We start from the raw sequence: 16,315 nt of genomic DNA on the forward strand, positions 1-16,315 counted from the left end.
GGAAGTGGGCGTGGATCTCACCCGTTACCTCCAGGACCTCCGAGCACGCCAAACCCGCGCGAGGCCGGCCGGGACCCCGCACGAGGTCGTCCACCCGCTGGGCGAGATCACCATCCCGGAGCACGTGGAGCACTGGGCCGCGCACCGGCCGGAGCACCCCGCGATCGTCTTCCGGCAGCGAACGATCACCTACCGCGAGCTGGACGAGCTGATCAAGCGGGTCGGCGGGTGGCTCTCCTCGGCGGGCGTGCGCGCGGGCGACCGGGTCGCCGTGCACCTGCCGAACTGCCCGCAGTTCGTCGTCGCCATGGCGGCGGCCCTGCGGATCGGGGCGGTGCACGTTCCGGTCAACCCGATGTTCCGCGGCCCGGAGCTCGCGCACGAGCTGCGCGACAGCGGCGCCGAGGTGGTGATCACCGCCGATTCGCTGCTCCCGGTGCTGGCGCAGGTGCGCGACGAGACCCCCGTGCGGGAAGTCCTGGTGACCGCCGACCCGCTGCGCGGCGACGACCTGGCGGCACCGGAGATCCCGCCCGAGGCCGGGGCTGCGTCGCCGTGGGCCGACGCGGCGGCGCACCCGCCGACCGCGGTGCTGGAGCGCGACCTCGACGCGCTGGCCGCGCTGAACTACACCGGCGGCACGACGGGCTTGCCGAAGGGCTGCGAGCACACCCAGCGCCACATGCTCTACACCGCGGCCTCGACCGCCGGTGCCACCCAGCAGCGCTCCGACGGCGGGTTCGTGGCGCTGTGCTACATCCCGATCTTCTGGATCGCGGGCGAGAACCTGGGCGTGCTCGGACCGCTGGTGCTGGGCGGCACCTCGGTGCTGCTGCCCAGGTGGGACGCGACCGAGGTCCTCGAAGCGATCGACCGCCACCGGGCCACGACCACGGTCGGCACCGTGGAGAACTACCTGGAGCTGCTGGACCACCCGCGCTTCGCCGAGCACGACCTGAGCTCGCTGACCGACCCGATGGCGGTCTCGTTCGTGCGCAAGCTCGACACCGAGGTCCGCCACCGCTGGTCGGCGGCGGTGGGTCCCGGTTCGCTGCTGCGCGAGGGCGCCTACGGCATGACCGAGACGCACACCTTCGACGCGACGCCGTACGCGCTGGCCGAGGACGACATGGACCTCCGGGCCGAGCCGGTCTTCTGCGGGCTGCCGGTGCCGGGGACCGACATCGCCGTGGTGTCCTTCGAAACCGGCGAACCGCTGCCGCTGGGCGAGGAGGGCGAGATCGTCGTGCGCAGCCCGTCGGTCATGACCGGGTACTGGAAGCAGCCCGAGGCGACCGCGCGCCAGCTCCGCGACGGGTGGTTGCGCACCGGGGACCTGGGCCGCATCGACGAGCACGGCTACCTGCACTACCTCGGCCGGAACAAGGACCTGATCAAGGTCAAGGGGATGAGCGTCTTCCCTGCGGAGGTGGAGATCCTGCTCAGCAGGCATCCCGCGGTGCACTCGGTGGCCGTGGTGGCCGCTTCGCACCCGGAGAAGGGCCAGCAGCCGGTCGCCTTCGTCCGCGCGACCGACGACGCCCTTGACTCCGCGGCGCTGCGCACCTGGGCGGCCGAGCAGATGGCCACCTACAAGGTCCCGCTGGTCGAGATCGTCGAGGAGTTCCCGATGACCACCACCGGCAAGGTCCGCAAGGTCGAACTGGCCGACCGAGCCCAACACCTCTCCGATGAGCACTAGCAGTTTGGCCGGAAACCGCACCCCCAGAGGGGGTGCGGTTTCCGGCCAAACTGCGACGCCTCCAACGCCCTGCGGTACCGTTAAGTCAAGCGACTTAGATTTCTGAGGAGGGCGTTGTGGGCGAGTGGGTGGAGCGGATCGCGGAGGGGCGGTTCTCCGGGCGGTCGGTGGTGGTGACCGGGGCTGCGTCCGGGATCGGGCGGGCCACCGCTTCGCGGATCGCGCGCGAGGGCGGGCGGGTGATCGCCACCGACCTCGTCGAGGGGGCGCTGGGCGAGCTGGCCGAGGAGGTCCCGGGGATCGAACCGGTGGTCGGGGACATCTCCAGCGCCGACGACGTGGCGCGCGTCGCCGAGCGGGCCGGCGAGCGGGTCGACGGGCTGGCCAACATCGCCGGCGTGATGGACGACTTCAGCCCGGTGCACGAGATCTCCGACGAGGTCTGGGAGCGGGTCTTCCGGATCGACGTCGACGGGGTGATGCGGCTGACCCGCGCGATCGTGCCCGCGATGCTGGCCGCGGGGCGCGGGTCGATCGTCAACGTCGCCTCCGAGGCCGCGCTGCGCGGCAACGCCGCCGGGGTCGCCTACACCGCGGCGAAGCACGCGATCGTGGGGATCACCCGCAGTTCCGCGTTCATGTACGGGGACAGGGGAATTCGGGTCAACGCGGTGGCGCCCGGCGGGGTGGCCACCGGGATCCAGCTCCCGTCCGAGATCTCCGAGTTCGGGATGGGGCGCACCGGGCCCTTCATGGGCACGATGCCGCCGGTGGCCACCGCCGAGATGCAGGCGGCCGCGATCTGCTTCCTGCTCAGCGACGACGCGGTCAACCTCAACGGCGTGGTCGCGCCGACCGACGGGGGCTGGTCGGTGCAGTGAACCCCGGCCCGCGAGGGCCTCCCTCGACGCGGGCCCTCCCGGCCGAGATCGACGGTACGGTGTGATCGCCGAGCGCCCGGTCCAGCGAGGAGTGGTTCACGTGCCCGACTTCGACATCAGCACGCCGCAGTCGGCGCGGATCTGGAACTACTGGCTGGGCGGCGCGGACAACTACGCGGTCGATCGGGAGGCCGGCGACGCCGCGGCCGCGCAGATCCCGGACATCCCGGAGGGCGCCCGCGCCGAGCGGGCGTTCCTGGTGCGCGCGGTCCGGCACCTCGTCGACCGGGGCGTGCGGCAGTTCCTGGACGTCGGCACGGGGCTGCCCACGGCGAACAACACCCACGAGGTCGCGCAGCGGCTCGCGCCGGAGAGCCGCGTGGTCTACGTCGACAACGACCCGATCGTGCTCGCGCACGCCCGCGCGCTGCTGACCAGCACGCCCGAGGGGCGGACCGACTACCTCGACGCCGACCTGCGCCGGCCGGACGAGATCCTGCCCGAGGCCGAGCGCACGCTGGACTTCGACCAGCCGGTCGGGCTGATGCTGCTCGGCGTGGTCAACCACGTCGTGGACGACGCCGAGGCGCACGCGGCCGTGGCCGACCTGCTCGCGGGGCTGGCCCCGGGCAGCTACCTGGTGCTGACCCACTCCACCGCGGAGATCCACGGGGAGCCGATGCGCGAGGCGATGCGCGAGATCACCGAGCGCGGCGGCACCCCGATCCGGCCGCGCACGGCCGCGGAGATCGAGGAGTTCTTCAAGGGCACGACGCTGCTGGAGCCGGGCGTGGTGACCTGCTCGCTGTGGCGGCCGGACGACGGCATCCGCACCCCGCGCCCGGTCCACCTCTTCGGCGGCGTCGGCCGCCTCGACTGACCGCGCGCCCGGAGCTCCCGCGCCGGAAGACGCCGCACCCGCCGGCCCCAGCCAAAAAGATTTTGTTGCTGGCCGGTCGATCACAAGAAGCATATTGCTTATGGAGCCGAATCTGCTGTAATTCTTGTTGTGCGTGACGCACGCGCACATCGCAGCCGGGAGGCCGAAACATGACCGCTCAGCAGGAGACCGTTCAGCAGCCGACCGCCGTACCCGACCAGCGCGCCGCCGACCCCGTCAGCACGTTGAAGTCGCAGGTCACGGGTGACCTGATGGACATCGTGGCCGATCTCGACGCGGGCGACGGCTGCCGACTGCGCGACGCGCGCGACGGCACGCGCTACCTCGACCTGACGATGTACTTCAGCTCGGCGCCGCTCGGCCACGGCCACCCCGGCCTGCGGACGCCCGACTTCGAGGCCGCTCTGGTGCGCGTCGGCCGGGTCAAACCCTCCAACCCGGACTTCGCCACCGTCGAGCAGGCCCGCTTCGCCACCACCTTCCGCCGCGTGGTGGGCGTCGACGAGCTGCCGCTGCTGTTCTTCATCGACGGCGGGACGCTCGCGGTGGAGAACGCGCTCAAGGTCGCCTTCGACTGGAAGACCAAGCTCAACGCCCGCCGCGGCGTCGCCGTGCGCGGCAGCCGGGTGCTGCACCTGGAGCGGGCCTTCCACGGGCGCAGCGGCTACACCACATCGCTGACCAACACCGACCCGAACAAGGTCCGCGACTACCCGATGTTCGACTGGCCGCGCATCCCCAGCCCGGCCGTCGAGCCCGGCGAGCGCTGGGACGTCGCCGAGCTGCTGCCGGAGGAGCAGGTCGCGCTGGACGCCGCCCGCGCCGCGCTGCGCCGCTACGGAACCGAGATCGCCTGCTTCGTCTACGAGCCGATCCAGGGCGAGGGCGGCGACCGGCACCTGCGGCCCCGGTTCCTGCGGGCGGTGCAGGACCTCTGCCGCGAGCACGACGTGCTCACCGTCGCCGACGAGGTGCAGACCGGCGCGCTGACCGGGCAGGCCTGGGCGCACCAGGCGCTCGGGCTGGAACCCGACCTGGTCGCCTTCGGCAAGCGGATGCAGGTCTGCGGCGTGATGGGCGGCCGCCGGGTGCTGGAGATCGCCGACAACGCCTTCCGCGAGCCCAGCCGGATCAGCTCCACCTGGGGCGGATCGCTGACCGACATGGTCCGCGCGACCCGGATCCTGGAGGTGATCGAGGAGGAGGGGCTCTTCGAGCACAGCCGCGCGATGGGCGAGCTGCTGCTGGCCGAGCTGCGCGAGCTGGCCGCGGAGTTCCCGCAGCGGGTGCACTCGCCCCGCGGCCGGGGCCTGATGTGCGCGATCAGCTTCCACGAGCCCGCCGACCGCGACCGCGCCCTGGCGATCGCCCGGGACAGCCACCGCACGCTGTTCCTGCCGTCCGGGCCGGACTCGCTGCGCGCCCGCCCGCCGCTGTCGGCGCGTCCGGACGAGCTCGTCGACGCCGTCGCCGCGCTGCGCAAGACCCTGGCCGCCCTCGCCTGACCCGCAGCCGCTCTAGGGGGGCGGAGCCGCCGAGGCTCCGCCCCCTCCTGCGCTGAGCAGAGCGGTTCCTAGCGCCAGGAGGGGAGCCAGAGCTCGGACTGCCAGTGCTCGTAGGTGATCGGGTCGCCGTTGAGGATCGGCCACAACCAGGCGAAGTTGGCCACCACCAGACCGAGGTACAGCGACACCGCCAGCAACCCGGTGCGCCTGCGCTCGAAGTGGTCGCTGGCCTTGCCCAGCACCTGGCCGAGCACCAGCGTGATGCCCAGGATCAGGAACGGCACGATCGGCGTCATGTAGAAGAAGTACATCTGCCGGTCCAGCTCGATGAACCACGGCAGGAAACCGGCGCAGTAGCCCACCAGCACCGCGGCGTAGCGCCAGTCGGTGCGGCCGACCGCGCGCCACACCGACCAGCCGGCCACCGGCAGGGCCAGCCACCACATCGCCGGAGTGCCCAGCAGCATCGTGGCCCGCACGCAGCTGTCCCGGCCGCAGCCGCCCGCGCCGGACTCGTAGTAGTAGAGCATCGGGCGCAGGCCCATAGGCCAGGCCCAGGGCTTGGACTCCCAGGGGTGCGGGGTCTCCGGCGTGACCAGGTTGGTGTGGAAGTCCAGCACGTTGAACTGGTAGTAGAGCAGCGAGCGCCACACGTCCGGCAGCCAGGCCATCCCGACGTCGTCGGCGACCAGCGCCGCGTGCCGGTCGGTGGCCGTCTCGCTGGCGAACCAGCCGGTCCAGGTCGCGAAGTACACCACCAGCGGGAGCAGCAGCAGCGAGCCCAGCGCCGGGGCGGTGTCGCGCAGCAGCGCGGCGCGCCACGGCCGCCGCACCCCGGCCGAGCGCCGGGCCAGCGCGTCCCAGAACACGCTGAGCAGGCCGAAGGCCATGATGAAGTAGATGCCGTTCCACTTCGTCGCGCAGGCCAGGCCGATCAGCAGGCCCGCGCCGAAGCGCCACCAGCGGAAGCCCAGCCGCGGCCCCCAGCCCGCTGGATCGAGCCTGCCCTCGGCGACCACGTGCCACATCCGCTCGCGCACCTGGTCGCGGTCGACCAGCAAGCAGGAGAACGCCGCCAGCAGGAAGAACGCCTGGAAGATGTCCAGCATCCCGACGCGGGACTGCACGTGGCTGAGGCCGTCGCAGATCAGCAGGATCCCCGCGATCGCGCCGAGCATCGTCGACCGGGTCATCCGGCGGGCGATGCGCACGATCAGCAGCACCATCAGCGCGCCGCACAGCGCGGCCACCACGCGCCAGCCCCACGGGTTGTAGCCCAGCAGCCACTCGCCGAGGGCGATCATCTGCTTGCCCACCGGCGGGTGCGCCACCAGCTCGTAGCCGGGGTTGTCCTCGTAGCCGCCGTTGCGCAGCATCTGCCAGGCCTGCGGGACGTAGTGCTTCTCGTCGAACACCGGGGTGCCGTCGTCGGTGGCCTGCCCCAGGTTCCAGAACCGCACCAGCGCGGCGACCAGCGCGATCACCCCGGTGACCAGCCAACCGCGCATCCGGTCGGTGGGCATCGAGACGTCCAGCAGGGGCAGCCGATCCGTCGCGCCCGGTGGCCGGGCCGCTGGGCGGCGTCCGACCTGGACGAGCTCGTCGGAACCGCCGGTGTTGCGGACTGGGGCGCTCACGACACCGATCGTAAGGCTGGTGCCCCCGCCGACCGGGCACCGCCCGCCGCCACCGGCGGCCTAGGCTCGTGGCCATGGACTCCGGCACCCTGCTGCTCGCCGCGACCCCGCTCGGCGACGCCCGCGACGCCTCGCAACGGCTCGTCGACGCCCTCGGCTCGGCCGAGCTGGTGGCCGCCGAGGACACCCGCCGGGTGAAGTCCCTGGCGAGCGCGCTGGACGTGGCGATCACCGGCAAGGTGGTCAGCTACTACGAGGCCGTGGAGTCCGCGCGCGCCCCGATGCTGCTCGACGCGCTGCGCGAGGGGCGCACCGTGCTGCTGGTCACCGATGCAGGCATGCCCAGCGTGTCCGATCCCGGCTACCGGCTGGTCTCGGCGTGCATCGGCGAGGGGCTGCCGGTGACCTGCCTGCCGGGTCCGTCCGCGGTGACCACCGCGCTGGCGCTGTCCGGGCTGCCCTCGGACCGGTTCTGCTTCGAGGGGTTCCCGCCGCGCAAGAGCGGCGAGCGCAAGCGCTTCTTCGCCCGGCTGGTCGCCGAGGAGCGCACCAGCGTGCTCTTCGAGGCCCCGCACCGGCTGGCCGACGCGCTGGCGGACGCCGCCGAGGTGCTGGGCCCGCAGCGGCGCGCCGCTGTGTGCCGGGAGCTGACCAAGACCTACGAGGAGGTCGAGCGCGGCACCCTCGGCGAGCTGGCCGAGTGGGCGGCCGAGGGCGTGCGCGGGGAGATCACCATCGTGCTGGCCGGTGCCGAGCCGCCCGCGAGCGCCGATCCGGAGTCCCTGGTGGAGCAGGTCGAGCAGCGGGCCGCCGAGGGCGTCCGCCTCAAGGACGCGGTCGCCGAGGTCGCCGAGCTCGCGGGCGTCCGCAAGAAGGAGCTCTACGACGCCGTGCTCAACTCCCGCGCCTGACCCGCGCGGTCGCGCCGAAAGCCGTTCGGGCGAAACGGGCGTGATCGGGATGCGGTTCGGAGCGGCTCGCGCGCGGGCCGCGCTCGGCGCACCGCCGCGCAGGGCCGGTGGGCGGACGCATTACGCTGACAGGCATGAGCGCCTCTGTGCTGACCGCTGTGGCCTGGCCCTATGCCAACGGTCCGCGGCACATCGGCCATGTCTCCGGCTTCGGTGTGCCCTCGGACGTCTTCTCGCGCTACCAGCGAATGGCCGGCAACCGGGTGCTCATGGTGTCCGGTACCGACGAGCACGGCACGCCGATCTCGGTCCAGGCCGAGAACGAGGGGTTGTCCACCCGCGAGCTCGCCGACAAGTACAACCGGGTGATCACCGAGGACCTGCAGGGCCTCGGCCTGTCCTACGACCTGTTCACCCGCACCACCACCGGCAACCACTACCAGGTGGTCCAGGACCTGTTCCTGGCGATGCACCGCAACGGCTACGTGCTGCCGAAGACCACCACCGGCGCGATCAGCCCGTCCACCGGCCGCACGCTGCCCGACCGCTACATCGAGGGAACCTGCCCGATCTGCGGTTACGACGGCGCGCGCGGCGACCAGTGCGACAACTGCGGCAACCAGCTCGACCCGGCCGAGCTGCGCAACCCGGTCTCCCGGATCAACGGCGAGACCCCGGAGTTCGTCGAGACCGAGCACCTGTTCCTGGACCTGCCCGCGTTCACCGAGTCGCTTGGCAAGTGGCTGTCCACCCGCACCGGGTGGCGGCCGAACGTGCTCAAGTTCGCGCAGAACCTGGTCGAGGACATGCGCCCGCGCGCGATCAGCCGCGACCTCGACTGGGGCGTGCCGATCCCGCTGGACGGCTGGCGCGACCAGCCGATGAAGCGCTTCTACGTCTGGTTCGACGCGGTGATCGGCTACTTCTCGGCCAGCGTCGAGTGGGCCCGCCGCATCGGGCAGCCGGACGCCTGGAAGGAGTTCTGGACCGACCCGGCCGCGCACGGCTACTACTTCATGGGCAAGGACAACATCACCTTCCACGCCCAGATCTGGCCGACGCTGCTGATGGGCCACAACGGCCAGGGCGACAAGGGCGGCACCCCCGGCCCGTACGGCGAGCTGAACCTGCCGGAGCAGATCGTCTCCAGCGAGTTCCTGACCATGAGCGGGTCGAAGTTCTCCACCTCCCGCGGCACCGTGATCTACGTGCGCGACTTCCTGGAGGAGTTCGGCCCGGACACCCTGCGCTACTTCATCTCGGTGGCGGGTCCGGAGAACCAGGACGCGGACTTCACCTGGGACGAGTTCGTCCGCCGGACCAACTTCGAGCTCGCCAACGAGTGGGGCAACCTGGTCAACCGCTCGATCTCGATGGCGGCCAAGAACAACGGCGCGGTTCCCGCCCCCACCTCGCCCGCCCCGGCCGACGAGGAGCTCAAGGCGATGGCCCGCGGCGCGTTCGACACCGTCGGCGACCACCTGCAGCGCTCCCGGTTCAAGCAGGCGACCCAGGAGGCCATGCGGGTCGTCTCGGCGGCCAACAAGTACCTGTCCGACCAGGAGCCGTGGAAGCTCAAGGAGGACCCGGACCGGCGCGACGCGGTGCTGCACACCGCGCTGCAGGTGGTCTCCGACGCGAACACGCTGCTGACCCCGTTCCTGCCGCACTCGGCGCAGAAGGTGCACGAGCTGCTCGGCGGCGACGGGGTGTGGGCCGCGCAGCCGGAGATCCGCGAGGTCGACGACCTCGACGCGCCCGAGCGGTCCTACCCGGTGCTGATGGGCGAGTACGCCGACGAGCAGGCCAAGTGGGAGTCGACCGAGATCGAGGTCGGTCGCCCGCTGAACAAGCCCAAGCCGCTGTTCGCCAAGCTCGACGCCTCGCTCGGCGAGACCGGCCCGGAATGGGCGCCGATCCAGCAGTCCTGACCGTCCAGCGCGCCGAGCCGGCCGGGACCGCCCGGCCGGCTCGGTCATGTCCAGGGGAGCAGTGCGATGAGCAAGGGCGACAAGAAGCGCGAGCTGCCGCCGGTGCCGGAGCCGACGCCGGCTCCGTTCGTCGACGCGCACACGCACCTGGACGCCTGCGGCGCGAAGACCGCCGAGGACGTGCGCGCGTTGGTCGACCGCGCGGCCTCCGCGGGCGTGGCGCGGGTGGTCACCGTGGCCGACGACATCGCCGCGGCCCGCTGGGCCGTCGAGGCCGCGACCTGGGACGACCGGGTGTTCGCCGCGGTCGCCCTGCACCCGACCCGAACCAAGGACTTCTCCGCCGCCGATCGGGAGGTCCTCACCGAGCTCGCCGCGCACCCGCGCGTGGTGGCCGTCGGCGAGACCGGCTTGGACTACTACTGGGACTACTCGCCGCCGGAGCCGCAGCAGGAGGCGTTCCGCTGGCACATCGAGCTGGCCAAGCGCACCGGCAAGCCGCTGATGATCCACGACCGCGAGGCGCACGAGGACATCCTGCGCATCCTCGACGAGGAGGGCGCGCCGGAGAAGGTGATCTTCCACTGCTTCTCCGGGGACGCCGAATTCGCGAAGGCCTGCGTGGCGGAGGGCTACGTGCTCTCCTTCGCCGGTACCGTGACCTTCCGGAACGCCGAGGGTCTGCGGGCGGCCGCCGAACTGGTCCCGGAGGGCCAGTACCTGGTGGAGACCGACGCGCCGTTCCTGACGCCGCACCCGTTCCGGGGACGGCCGAACCAGCCATATTGCGCCAATTACACCCTTCGTGGGCTTGCCGAACTCCGTGGCATGACGGTCGAGGAACTCGCCGTGTCGGTCAATGCCACGGCCGAGCGAGTCTTCGCGCTCGACCAGGTGTGAACGAACCCCGCTTCTCCTCACTGCCCGAACACTGGTAAAGGCAGTCGATCAGCGCCCGCTTGCGCGCTCCGCGAGGGCTCCTAGCGTCCATTGTGGAAGCCGGAGCGGGGGCACCCCGAACTCCACCGGCCCGAACCGGCGGAGGTCCTCGACTCCGGACCTGCGGAGTTAGGCGAGGAATTGCGGATTCAGAGAAGTACCAGGTGGACGCTGGCGGCGGCCGTCGTGCTCAGTGCCGCTGCCTCGGTCGCGGTGGCCCCGAACGCCGCGGCAACCGACCGATCGGCCGTGTGGGAACGACTCGCCGAGTGCGAGTCGAGCGGCAACTGGGCCGCCAACACCGGCAACGGCTACTACGGCGGACTGCAGTTCAGCCGCAGCACGTGGGACGCCTACGGCGGTGACCGGTACAGCAGCTACCCGCACCACGCGTCGCGCGCGCAGCAGATCGCCATCGCCGAGCGGCTGCGCGACGCGCGCGGCGACTACGGCGCCTGGCCGGCCTGCGCGCGCGAGCTGGGTCTGCCGCGATGAGCTGATCGGTCGTGACGGGGGTGCCGAGGTTCCCCCGTGCGAGGGGAGGGGATCCGGCCCGAGCGCGCTGCGTGCTCGGGCCGGATCGCTGAGTGGCCGGCCCAGCCTGCGCGAATCGCCGTTGAGCGCGCGTTACGCCTGCTCCGGCCCGTGCGATATGTCACTGAAGCGCCTGGGGGGCGCTGCTAACGAAGCCCGGAACTGCCCCCCAAACGGACTAGCATTTTCGGGTATTGATCACTGACCGTGCAGGGTTGTGTGGCAACGTGATGTAACCCAGGTCACACGCTGGAATTCGGTGCTTGGCCGCCTATGGGGATCACGGTAGAGTCTCGGCGCCGTAACCGATGACAACCAGTCATGGGGGACGCCCCGGAAGTCTCGCCGGTGTACGTCGGGGAAACCGGAAGCGAGCGGAAAGAGGCTCGCCGATGGTTAGGACGGCGCTTGGCTTACGGGAGTCGGATACAGACACGAAGCACGAAGGTTGTGCGCGCGCGAGCGGCACGGAGAGGGGTTGAGCGAGCGATGAACTCGCCCGACGCGCCTCCGGTCGGAGCACGTGAGCGCGACTTCCGCCTTCGGGAGGTAGCGACCCTGTGAACGGACGAGGCGAGCCCAGTCATTCGGGTCTTGCTCCGCAGCAAGACAACGGCTACTGGGCCGATTCCTTCGACGCGTCGACGGACTGGTTCACCCCGGTGCAGCCGACCCAGCAGCACACCATGGTCGGGCTGCTCGACGCCCCGGACGGCCAGGCTCAGACCTGGGACGCCGAGGAGCACCCCAGCTTCCCGCCAGGGGCCCTCGACATCACCGCGGCCGACGTCTACGAGGCGCTCGGCCCGGACGCCGAGGACATGCTGGCGACCGCCGAGGTCGATGTAAACGAGGTCATCGCTCTCCTCAACGCCGAGACGGTGGTCCTCCCCCCGCTGGACTTCACCGAGCTCGAGCCCGAGGCGGAGCCCGGGCTGCAGCCCCAGCGGACCCAGACCGAGGCCATCACCGCCTGGAAGCGCCGCTTCCTCAAGGGTGCCGTCGCGGGCGTCCTGCTGAGCCTCACCGGCTCCGGGGCCGCGGCAGCCGCGATGGACAAGTCGGTCACCGTCGAGGTGGACGGCAAGGAGAAGACCGTCAGCACCTACGACGACACCGTCGGCGAGGTGCTCAAGGACGAGGGCATCAACGTCGGTCCGCACGACGCGCTGAGCCCGTCGCCGCAGGCCGAGGTCGGCCACGGCGACAAGATCACGCTCGACCGCGGCCGGCTGCTGAAGCTCAACATCGACGGCGAGGTCCGCGAGGAGTGGGTGCGCTCCGGGACGGTCGGCCAGGCGCTGAGCGCGCTGAACGTCAACACCGAGGGCGCGTGGATCTCCGCGGACCGCTCCACGGCCGTGCCGGAAGACGGCATGGAGCTCAAGGTCCGGACGCTCAAGGACGTCACCGTCACCGACGGCGCCGGTGAGCCCAAGCAGCTCACCACGCACGCCGCGAACATCGGCGAGCTCGTCAAGGAGCTCAAGCTCGACCTCGGCCCGCAGGACAAGATCACCCCGGGCGGGGACGCCAAGATCGTCGACGGCGCGCAGATCGACGTCGACCGGATCTCCAGCAAGGTCGTCAGCCTCACCATCCCGGTGGAGCCGCCGGTCAAGGAGATCGTCGACGAGAACATGCTCAAGGGTGAGGAGAAGGTCGTCGACCCGGGCGAGGCCGGCGAGAAGATCCAGTTCACCCGGATCACCACGGTCAACGGCGAGGAAGACTCCCGGGACGTGGTCGACGAGAAGATCACCAAGCAGGCGCGCGAGAAGGTCGTCCGCGTCGGCGGCAAGGAGCCGCCGAACAGCGGCGTCTGGGACAAGCTGGTCCAGTGCGAGTCGACCGGCAACTGGTCGATCAACAGCGGCAACGGCTACTACGGCGGACTGCAGTTCGACAAGCAGACCTGGGACGCCTACGGCGGCGACCAGTACGCCGAGTACCCGCACCAGGCCAGCCGGGAGCAGCAGATCGCGGTCGCGGAGAAGGTGCGCGACGCCCGCGGCGGCTCCTACGGGGCCTGGCCGGCCTGCGCCTCCAAGCTCGGCCTGCCGACCTGATCCGGATCTCCCGGTCCTCCTCGTACGAACGGTCCCCGCGCGCTCGGCGTGCGGGGACCGTTCGCGCGCGGGCGGGGACCGCTCCGTCCGGTGATGGGAGTCCTTCGTTGTTCGCCCTGGTGAGAACGCCGGTGGTGGGCGGTCTAGGGTTTGAGCCGTGGATGACCAGCTGCTTGGACCGGGCGATGTGCGCCGGTTGGCCGCCGAGCTCGACGTCCGGCCGACGAAGAAGCTCGGCCAGAACTTCGTGCACGACCCCAACACCGTGCGCCGCATCGTGTCGACCGCCGAGGTCACCGCGGACGACGTGGTGCTGGAGGTCGGCCCGGGGCTCGGCTCGCTGACGCTGGCCCTGCTGCCGGAGGCCGGCTCGGTCATCGCCGTGGAGGTCGATCCGGTGCTGGCGGCCAAGCTGCCCGCCACCGCCGCCGAGTTCGCGCCGAACTCGGCCGCTCGGCTGACCGTCCTGGAGGCGGACGCGCTCCGGGTGCGCGCCGCGGACTTCCCCGAGCCGCCGACGGCCCTGGTGGCCAACCTGCCCTACAACGTCGCGGTGCCGGTCGTGCTGCACCTGCTCGCCGAGCTGCCGAGCCTGCGGCACGGCCTGGTGATGGTGCAGTCCGAAGTGGCCGATCGGATGTCGGCCGAGCCGGGCAGCCGGACCTACGGCGTGCCGAGCGCCAAGGCGGGCTGGTTCGCCGACGTGCGGCGCGCGGGACCGGTGCCGCGCAAGGTGTTCTGGCCGGTGCCCAACGTGGACTCCGGGTTGGTGGCCTTCCACCGCGTGGATCCGCCTTCGAGCGCACCGCGCGAGGAGGTCTTCCGGGTCGTGGACGCGGCGTTCGCGCAGCGGCGCAAGGTGCTGCGCGGCGCGCTGGCCGGTTGGGCCGGTTCGGCGGCGCTGGCCGAGGACTACCTGCGGGCGGCCGGTGTCGAGCCGACCGCTCGCGGTGAGCAGCTCACCATCGCGGACTTCGCCCGCATCGCCGAGGCCAAGCAGCGCTGATCACCCGTCCGGTGGCTTGCCAACTCGAGTGAACTTGCTACTGAGGGTTAGCTCCAACACCCCGCTGTGTCCGGGAATTCCCGCTCCGCTGGGTGTGTGACAAGACAAACAAACTTCGGATAGTGACCGCTATCAACTTGCGCAGGGGTGCGCCAGTGGGGTCTACTATTCGAGAAATCCATCCCGAGCGGCTGAGAGACCTGGCTTGTTGACGCCGCAGCAACCACCCGATGGGCAGGTGCTAACGCCAGGAGCGATGGAGCGATCGTGGATTCAAACGCGCTGTTAGCGACTCTGCCCGCCGGCGACCACCGGGCCCGGGCGTCCTCCGCACTGCTCGTGCTGCCTTCCCAGGCCGTGCCGCAGCGGACGCGAGTACCGCGCACGCAGCCCGCCCACGTCCGGGAGCTGCTCACGCAGCGCCGGGTCATCGACCACGGGCGGCGCACCACCACGGCCTGTCGCCGGGCGATGTGACCCGGAACCTCCCCCTCGTCAACGCCTTCGAAGTTCACCCTGACCTGCTGCCCGCGCGACGCGGGCGCGGTCGTCGCGAGCTGATGTGGAGCAGATCGTGATCTCTGTTGAGAACCTGACCAAGTCCTTCCAGCACAACGGTTCCACCGTGCGCGCCCTCGACGGCGTCTCGATGGAGGTCAACCCCGGCTCCGTGTGCGGCGTGGTGGGTCCGAGCGGGGCGGGCAAGTCGACTCTGGCGCGCTGCATCGCGCTGCTGGAGAAGCCGGACAGCGGTGCCATCCGGGTGGACGGCACCGACCTGGTCGCCCTGGAGGGCAGGGCGCTGCGCGCCGCCCGCCAGCAGATCGGCGTGGTGCCGCAGGGCGATTCGCTGCTCCGCCAGCGCACCGCCGCGGGCAACGTGGCGCTGCCGCTGGAGGCGGCCGGGATCAGCGGCCCGCACCGGCGCGCTCGCGTCGGCGAGCTGCTGGACCTGGTGGGCCTGACCGACAAGGCGTCGGTCTACCCCGACCAGCTCTCCGGCGGGCAGCGCCAGCGCATCGCGGTGGCCCGCGCGCTGGCCGCCAAGCCCTCGGTGCTGCTGGCCGACGAGCCGACCTCCGCGCTGGACCCGGGCACCACCGATTCGGTGCTGACCGTCCTGGACCGCGCGCGGTCCGAGCTGGGCGTCACCGTCCTGGTGGTCACCCACGACATGGCGGTGGTCCGCAAGATCGCCGACGACGTCGCGGTGCTGGAGGACGGCCGCGTGGCCGAGCACGGCAAGGTGCTCGACCTGGTGGCCGAGCCGGGCAGCCAGGTCTCGTCGACCCTGCTGCCCGCGACCGACCAGGCCGAGCCGCTGCGGCCGGCCGCGGGCGGCGGCCACGACGTGGTCGCCGAGGTCGTGCTGGTCGGTTTCGCCGCCGTCGGGGCGCTGCTGCCGGAAGCGGGCAACCGCTTCGGCGTCGACCTGGCGATCCTGGGCGGCGGTTTGACCCGCCTCGGCGACACCCCGGTCGCCAAGTTCCGCATCGGCCTGACCGGGGAGCGCTCCGAGGCGGCGCTGAATTGGATGATCGAGCGGGACGCGCATGTCCGGCGCGCCCCGGTGTGCGTTGACGGAGTTGCTGCTGCGTGACTGATGTGACCCCCTGGTCGGAGGTCGGAGAACTACTGGGCGAGGCAACGCTCCAAACGCTGTACATGGTGCTGGTGTCGACCCTGCTGGCGGTGGCCGGCGGGTTGCCGCTCGGCGTGCTGCTGCACCTGTCCTCGCCGGTCGGGCTGAACCCGCGACCGGCGCTGTACCGGGTGCTCGGCGTGATCGTGGACGTGGTGCGCTCGGTGCCCTTCGTGGTGCTGCTGGTGGTGCTGGCCTCGTTCACCCGGTTGCTGGTCGGGACCTCGATCGGCAGCACCGCGGTGATCGTGCCGCTGACCATCGGAGCCGTGCCCTTCTTCGCCAGGCTGACCCAGAACGCGTTGCGCGAGGTCAGCTTCACCGTGGTGGAAGCGGCGATCACGACCGGATCGAGCAGGCTGCGGATCGTGTGGACGGTGCTGCTGGGCGAGGCCCGCGCGGCACTGGTCGGCGCGGTCGGCGTCACCGCGGTGGCGCTGATCGGCTACGCCGCGATGGCCGGTGCCATCGGCGGCGGGGGCCTGGGCACCACCGCGATCCAGGACGGCTACCAGAGCAACGACAGCCGGATCCTGTACGGCTCGGTCGTGGTGCTCGGCGCGCTGGCCTACGCGATGCAGCTGGCCACGGACCTGGCCGCCAAGCTGGTGGATCGCCGGCGCACAGCGGCCGGCTGAGTTCTCCTCCTCCCGGATC

13 protein-coding genes, 1 pseudogene and 1 riboswitch are annotated in these 16,315 nt (G+C 71.4%); of the genes and pseudogenes, 13 read left to right on the top strand and 1 reads right to left on the bottom strand.

Annotated features, from left to right (window positions below; genetic code table 11):
• Positions 1 to 10 precede the first annotated feature (10 nt).
• The 4 genes from ACFQRI_RS10595 (at position 11) to lat (ending at position 4,989) form a co-directional block, all read left to right on the top strand.
• Positions 11 to 1,702: an AMP-binding protein gene (locus ACFQRI_RS10595; protein ID WP_380667148.1), complete on the top strand. Its 1,692-nt coding sequence runs from the start codon at positions 11 to 13 to the stop codon at positions 1,700 to 1,702.
• 116 nt (positions 1,703 to 1,818) lie between these two features.
• Positions 1,819 to 2,583: an SDR family NAD(P)-dependent oxidoreductase gene (locus ACFQRI_RS10600; protein ID WP_380667150.1), complete on the top strand. Its 765-nt coding sequence runs from the start codon at positions 1,819 to 1,821 to the stop codon at positions 2,581 to 2,583.
• A gap of 100 nt (positions 2,584 to 2,683) precedes the next feature.
• Positions 2,684 to 3,463, top strand: coding sequence for an SAM-dependent methyltransferase (locus ACFQRI_RS10605; RefSeq protein WP_380667152.1), 780 nt, complete (start codon positions 2,684 to 2,686; stop codon positions 3,461 to 3,463).
• A gap of 170 nt (positions 3,464 to 3,633) precedes the next feature.
• The gene (gene lat / locus ACFQRI_RS10610; protein ID WP_380667154.1) at positions 3,634 to 4,989 is read left to right on the top strand and encodes an L-lysine 6-transaminase; all 1,356 of its coding nucleotides are present in this window, start codon (positions 3,634 to 3,636) and stop codon (positions 4,987 to 4,989) included.
• Positions 4,990 to 5,057: 68 nt separating this feature from the next.
• Here lat and ACFQRI_RS10615 read toward each other — a convergent pair whose 3' ends face one another.
• Positions 5,058 to 6,512 (bottom strand): dolichyl-phosphate-mannose--protein mannosyltransferase, encoded by a 1,455-nt coding sequence (locus ACFQRI_RS10615; protein WP_380667328.1) that lies wholly within the window; start codon positions 6,510 to 6,512, stop codon positions 5,058 to 5,060.
• 188 nt (positions 6,513 to 6,700) lie between these two features.
• Here ACFQRI_RS10615 and rsmI point away from each other — a divergent pair, with 188 nt between their 5' ends.
• The 9 genes and pseudogenes from rsmI to ACFQRI_RS10660 all read left to right on the top strand — a co-directional run bounded on the left by rsmI (position 6,701) and on the right by ACFQRI_RS10660 (position 16,296).
• On the top strand, positions 6,701 to 7,537 hold the full coding sequence (rsmI, locus tag ACFQRI_RS10620) for a 16S rRNA (cytidine(1402)-2'-O)-methyltransferase (RefSeq protein ID WP_380667156.1): 837 nt from the start codon (positions 6,701 to 6,703) through the stop codon (positions 7,535 to 7,537).
• Between the two features lie 134 nt (positions 7,538 to 7,671).
• Positions 7,672 to 9,468: a methionine--tRNA ligase gene (gene metG / locus ACFQRI_RS10625; protein WP_380667158.1), complete on the top strand. Its 1,797-nt coding sequence runs from the start codon at positions 7,672 to 7,674 to the stop codon at positions 9,466 to 9,468.
• A 66-nt stretch (positions 9,469 to 9,534) separates the two neighbouring features.
• Positions 9,535 to 10,368, top strand: a complete 834-nt coding sequence (locus ACFQRI_RS10630; RefSeq protein WP_380667161.1) for a TatD family hydrolase — start codon at positions 9,535 to 9,537, stop codon at positions 10,366 to 10,368.
• A gap of 291 nt (positions 10,369 to 10,659) precedes the next feature.
• Positions 10,660 to 10,902: pseudogene (locus ACFQRI_RS10635) on the top strand (transglycosylase family protein); the annotation flags it as partial.
• Between the two features lie 599 nt (positions 10,903 to 11,501).
• Positions 11,502 to 13,010, top strand: a complete 1,509-nt coding sequence (locus ACFQRI_RS10640) for a transglycosylase family protein (RefSeq protein ID WP_380667163.1) — start codon at positions 11,502 to 11,504, stop codon at positions 13,008 to 13,010.
• 157 nt (positions 13,011 to 13,167) lie between these two features.
• Positions 13,168 to 14,016, top strand: coding sequence for a 16S rRNA (adenine(1518)-N(6)/adenine(1519)-N(6))-dimethyltransferase RsmA (gene rsmA / locus ACFQRI_RS10645; RefSeq protein ID WP_380667165.1), 849 nt, complete (start codon positions 13,168 to 13,170; stop codon positions 14,014 to 14,016).
• 175 nt (positions 14,017 to 14,191) lie between these two features.
• A riboswitch (SAM riboswitch) is annotated at positions 14,192 to 14,279 on the top strand.
• A 4-nt stretch (positions 14,280 to 14,283) separates the two neighbouring features.
• A complete protein-coding gene (locus ACFQRI_RS10650) occupies positions 14,284 to 14,493 on the top strand; it encodes a hypothetical protein (RefSeq protein ID WP_380667167.1) in 210 nt (69 codons plus the stop codon).
• Between the two features lie 97 nt (positions 14,494 to 14,590).
• Positions 14,591 to 15,616 carry a methionine ABC transporter ATP-binding protein gene (locus tag ACFQRI_RS10655; protein ID WP_380667169.1) on the top strand — a complete coding sequence of 342 codons (1,026 nt, stop codon included), beginning with the start codon at positions 14,591 to 14,593 and terminating at the stop codon, positions 15,614 to 15,616.
• A complete protein-coding gene (locus ACFQRI_RS10660) occupies positions 15,613 to 16,296 on the top strand; it encodes a methionine ABC transporter permease (RefSeq protein ID WP_380667171.1) in 684 nt (227 codons plus the stop codon). Before ACFQRI_RS10655 ends, ACFQRI_RS10660 begins: the two co-directional genes overlap by 4 nt.
• Positions 16,297 to 16,315 lie beyond the last annotated feature (19 nt).

Source organism: Saccharopolyspora griseoalba, assembly GCF_042665275.1.
In the GTDB taxonomy this organism is placed as follows: Bacteria; Actinomycetota; Actinomycetes; order Mycobacteriales; family Pseudonocardiaceae; genus Saccharopolyspora; species Saccharopolyspora griseoalba.

Excerpts from the sequence above, each read along its gene's own strand:
- lat (WP_380667154.1), top strand. The coding sequence starts at position 3,634 with ATGACCGCTCAGCAGGAGACCGTTCAGCAGCCGACCGCCGTACCCGAC.
- metG (WP_380667158.1), top strand. The coding sequence starts at position 7,672 with ATGAGCGCCTCTGTGCTGACCGCTGTGGCCTGGCCCTATGCCAACGGT.
- rsmI (WP_380667156.1), top strand. The coding sequence starts at position 6,701 with ATGGACTCCGGCACCCTGCTGCTCGCCGCGACCCCGCTCGGCGACGCC.
- ACFQRI_RS10615 (WP_380667328.1), bottom strand. The coding sequence starts at position 6,512 with ATGCCCACCGACCGGATGCGCGGTTGGCTGGTCACCGGGGTGATCGCG.
- ACFQRI_RS10630 (WP_380667161.1), top strand. The coding sequence starts at position 9,535 with ATGAGCAAGGGCGACAAGAAGCGCGAGCTGCCGCCGGTGCCGGAGCCG.